A 4,417-nucleotide genomic window follows, 5' to 3' on the forward strand; every position below is an offset into this window, starting at 1 on the left:
GGTGTGCAGGACAGGTAGACCCGCCCCATGCCGCCTGCTCCGAGCCGGGCGTGCAGCCGGTAGCCGCCCACTTCGGCCGGGTCGTCGGGCTGCAGGGGCTGGAAGAGTGTTGACGCGGGCAAGGAGTCCAGGGACATGTCGATGGGCACGTGGAAGGTCTCCAGTGGTGCGAGCGGTGAGCGGGGGCGACGCGACGGGAGTCGCGGCCGTTCAGCAGGTCGTCCCGCTCGGAACCGGCTTGAGGTCGATGAGGTAGGCGTCCACGGCATTGGTGACACAGGCGTTGCCGCGGCCGTAGGCGGTGTGGCCGGACCCCTTGAAGGTGAGCAGCATGCCGCCGGGCAGTTGGGCGGCGAGGCCCTGCGACCACTGGTAGGGCGTGGCCGGGTCGCCGGTGGTGCCGACGACCAGGGCCGGGGGCAGGCCTTCGGCGTTCACGCGGTGCGGCTGCTGCCGCCCGGCGGGCCAGTCCTTGCAGGTGAGTTCGGCGAGCACGGCGGAGGTGCCGAACACTCCGGCCTCCTGGTTGGCGCGCTCCAGCAGGTCCCAGTAGGGCTGCGGGTCCCTCGGGTGTGGCTGGTCGAGGCAGTTGACGGCGGTGATGGCGACGGAGGAGTTGCCGGGGGCCTGCTCCGGGGCGGTGTTCGGGTCGGATCCGGTGTCGGAGCTGTCGCCCCGGGCGGACCGGACGTGCGTGGCGGATTTGCCGGATATGCCGGGGCTGGCGATCTCGGCGAGTTTCGTCCCGTCGCCGCCCCGCGCGGCGCGCAGCGCCTCGGACAGGTCCTGCCACTGGGACTCGGGTGAGTACATCGACTTGGTGAGGGCGGCGAGCAGCATGTTCTGGTCGAGCCGCTCGGTGGTGCCCTTGATACGCAGCGGGTGCTTGGCCGTCCGCCGGTGCAGGTCGGTGATCACCTTGTGGATGCCGTCCGGGGTGGTGGCGGGGCAGGCGTCGTGGACCGCGGTGGCGCACTTCTGAGCGTAGTCGTCCACCGACTTCCGGAAGGCTTTGCCCTGCTGGAGGGCGGCCTCGGACCAGTCGAGTGAGGGGTCGACGGCGCCGTCGAGGACGAGCGCGCGGACCCGGTGCGGGAACAGTTCGGCGTAGACGGTGCCGAGGTAGGTGCCGTAGGACCAGCCGAGGTAGCTGAGCTTCTCGTCGCCGAGGGCCGCGCGCAGCACGTCCATGTCGCGGGCCGCGTCCAGTGTCCCGACGTGCGGCAGGATGGCTCCGCTGCGGGCCTTGCAGGAGGCGACCTGCTTCTCGGCGTCCGCGAGCGCGGCGCTGCGTTCGGCACCGGTCTTCGGATACGCACTCGTCGAGGCGGAGTCGGATTCGGGCTGGTCCTGGTCGGCGGAGTCGGAGGAGCCGCAGTCGATGGCCGGCTTGCTGCCGGCCACGCCCCGCGGGTCGAAGCCGACGATGTCGAAGCGGGCGCGCGCCCGTTCGCTGAAGGAGGAGAGGCCGCCGGACTTCAGTTGCTCGACCCCGGATTCGCCCGGTCCGCCGGGGTTGAAGACCAGGGAGCCCGTGCGCTGGGCGGGGTCCGCCGTGACGGACCTGGCCAGCGGCAGGGTGAAGGTCTGGCCGGTCTCCGGGTGCGCGTAGTCCACCGGGACGGTCAACGTGGCGCACTGCAGCTCGCCGCACGCGGTCCAGGTCGGCTTCTGCCGGTAGAAGGTCTGCAAAGCGCTCTGCTGCGCGGAATCGGTCGGCGCCGTGTCGGCGCCCTCCGCAGCCGTGTCCCCGGACGCCGGGATGCATCCGGCAAGTGCCGTGACGCCGAGTGCGGCCAGGGCCAGGATCAGGCCGGCACGCTTGCTCGTCGGGTGCTTCATGGGGGTACTCCAGAGGGACTTGGCAGGGTTGTCGCGCACGGCGCCCGCAGTGGTCAGCGGCACCGGCACCACCTCGGCGGCCCGGGGTGGCTGGGCCGAGGGCTCCATCCGCCGGGCCGCTGGCGGTCCCCGGGCGCGTGGGGGATCGCGCCCGGGGCGTCTCACGGCGCCGCGTGCCGGTCCGCCCACGTATCTCCCGGGCGAACGGCCGCGCTGCTCGGCTCCTGCCGGTTCGCTCCGCTGTGACCTCACAGATGATTGCCGGGCGAAGCTGAGGATTTGATGAGGGCGGCCCGGGCCGCCCATCGGGCTATCCTGACCGCCGTGCGAGTACTGGTGGCCGAAGACGACGATGACCTGCGGTTTGCCGTGTCCGCAGCACTGCGCAGCGAGGGGCTGGCCGTCGACGAGGTGGCCGATCTGCCGGCCGCCGACGAGGCGTTGTTCGTCACCGAATACGACTGCGCGGTGTTCGACCGGATGCTGCCCGCCGGGGACGCCGTCGAGTACGTGCGCGAGCTGCGCCGAGCCGGGCGGACCGTCCCGGTGCTGTTCCTCACCGCCCGGGACACGGTCGCCGACCGGGTCGAGGGGTTCGCCGTCGGCGGCGACGACTACCTGGTCAAGCCGTTCGCGGTGCCCGAGCTGGCGGCCCGGGTGCACAGCCTGTGCCGACGGGCGGCCACCGTCCGGCCCCCGGTGCAGCACATCGCCGACCTGGAGATCGACACCGCCCGCCGCCAGGTGCACCGGGACGGCGTGCTGCTGATGCTGACCCGCAAGGAGTTCGCCGTACTGGAACTGCTCGCGGCCCGGGCGGACCAGGCCGTACCCCGCGCCGACCTGATCGAGAAATGCTGGGACGAGATGACCGAGCCGAACTCCAACGTCGTCGAGGTGCTGGTCTCCCAGCTGCGCCGCAAGCTCGGCGACCCGCCGCTGATCCACACGGTCCGCGGCGTGGGCTACCGACTGGCGCCGCCCGGTAGCGGCGACGGCGGCCGAGGATGACGGCTGCGGCCCGGATCCGGCGGCTGCGCCGGCGACTCACCGCACTGTTCTCTCTCACCAGCGCGATCGGACTGATCGGCCTGGCGGCGTTCGCCATCCACACCGACGACAACTCCTGGAGCGACCGGCTCGACGACGCGCTCACCCTGCAGACCCGCCAGGCGATCCTGCTCCTGAGCTTCGACGACGACGGCCGGCTCGAAGCGCAGTACGTGCAGGACGGGATGGAGACCGACTGCCCGCCGGTGACCGTGGTGACCGGTACGGCCGACCAGCCCACCGTTGCCTACACCCCGCGCAAGCCCTGCGTCCGAGCCCACACCGAGGACCTGGAAGCGGTGGCCGCGGAAGCAATGCGAGAGGGATCGGCCGTCGTGGCCGACGCACACAGCGACAACGGCCACCGGATCCGGCTACTCGCCGAGCCCTACGCGGGAGCCGATGGCCAGTCGACGGCCGGCGCGGTGGTCGCAGCCGACGACACCACCGGCGACCGGGCCGCGCACCGCAAACTGGCTCTGCTCCTGGTGGCCGGCTGTGCGGTCCTGGTCGCCCTGTCCGCCGTGGCCGGGCACCTGCTCTCCGGGCGGGCGATCCGGCCGGCACTGACAGCGCTGCAACAACAGGAGGAGTTCCTCGCCGACGCCGCCCACGACCTGCGCACACCCACCGCATCGCTACGCGGCCTCGCGGAGACTGCGCTGCGCGACGACGAGCACCGCACCGCCGCGCTCGAACGGACCGTGCGCCTGGCGTCCCGGATGGGCGACCTGATCGACGGCCTGCTCACCCGGGCCCGGCTGATGGCCGGTGTCGGCACCCTGGCCAGCCAGCCGCTACGCCTGGACCAGCTCGTCGAGGTGGTCGTCGACGACGTCGAAACCGGCGAGCACCACGTGAGCGTCCACACCGAACCGGTCGTCGTGGTCGCCGATCCCGACCTGCTCCGACGGGCGGTGGCCAACCTGCTCGGCAACGCGCTCCTCCACGGCCATGCCCCGGGCCTGCCCGCAGAAGTCGACGTCACCGTGGCCGCCGACGGAACGGTGACCATCGACGACGCCGGACCCGGCATCCCCTCGGCTCTCGCCGACTCCCTCTTCCAGCGCTTCCACAGCGGCTCCGGCTCCACCGGCCTCGGGCTGTCCATCGCCTCCTGGGTCGCCCACGCCCACAGCGGCACCCTCGACGTCGGCACCAGCCCGCGCGGCGGCGCCCGCTTCACCCTCCGCCTCCCGCCCCGGACGAAGTAGGCCAACCCCGGCGATGCGCGCGCCCACGATCGGTGGGCCGCCCCATCGACACGAGTGTGCGGTGCCGCTCGCGAAGCCGGGCCGCAGCGGCAGCCTGCCGCACGGGGCGGTCGATGGACGAACGCGACTGGAACCGCTGCCCTGTTGGACAGTTGTCACGACTGGAGCCCTGTCCGTCCGGGCATACCGTCGATACCGCCGCTGGCGGGTCCGGCTGGGACTCCTGGCAGGCGAGCAGCGCGGTGAGTTGGCTGACCCACTGGTGCTGGCCGGTGTCCCGGGCGAGGCCGAGGCCTTCGGTGGCGGTGAGT

General features: G+C 72.4%; 3 protein-coding genes. 2 read left to right on the forward strand and 1 reads right to left on the reverse strand.

Annotated features, from left to right (window positions below; genetic code table 11):
* Positions 1-210 precede the first annotated feature (210 nt).
* Positions 211-1,842: an alpha/beta hydrolase gene (locus tag ACIQOV_RS29260; protein ID WP_401053562.1), complete on the reverse strand. Its 1,632-nt coding sequence runs from the start codon at positions 1,840-1,842 to the stop codon at positions 211-213.
* Positions 1,843-2,166: 324 nt separating this feature from the next.
* Between ACIQOV_RS29260 and ACIQOV_RS29265 the strand changes: the two genes are divergently transcribed.
* Together ACIQOV_RS29265 and ACIQOV_RS29270 are read left to right on the forward strand one after the other, a co-directional pair.
* Positions 2,167-2,853: a response regulator transcription factor gene (locus ACIQOV_RS29265; RefSeq protein WP_401053564.1), complete on the forward strand. Its 687-nt coding sequence runs from the start codon at positions 2,167-2,169 to the stop codon at positions 2,851-2,853.
* Positions 2,850-4,106, forward strand: a complete 1,257-nt coding sequence (locus tag ACIQOV_RS29270; RefSeq protein WP_401053566.1) for a sensor histidine kinase — start codon at positions 2,850-2,852, stop codon at positions 4,104-4,106. Before ACIQOV_RS29265 ends, ACIQOV_RS29270 begins: the two co-directional genes overlap by 4 nt.
* The last annotated feature ends 311 nt before the right edge of the window (positions 4,107-4,417 follow it).

Source organism: Kitasatospora sp. NPDC091257 (assembly GCF_044757675.1).
In the GTDB taxonomy this organism is placed as follows: domain Bacteria; phylum Actinomycetota; class Actinomycetes; order Streptomycetales; family Streptomycetaceae; genus Kitasatospora; species Kitasatospora lactacystinica.

Excerpts from the sequence above, each read along its gene's own strand:
- ACIQOV_RS29260 (WP_401053562.1), bottom strand. The coding sequence starts at position 1,842 with ATGAAGCACCCGACGAGCAAGCGTGCCGGCCTGATCCTGGCCCTGGCC.
- ACIQOV_RS29270 (WP_401053566.1), top strand. The coding sequence starts at position 2,850 with ATGACGGCTGCGGCCCGGATCCGGCGGCTGCGCCGGCGACTCACCGCA.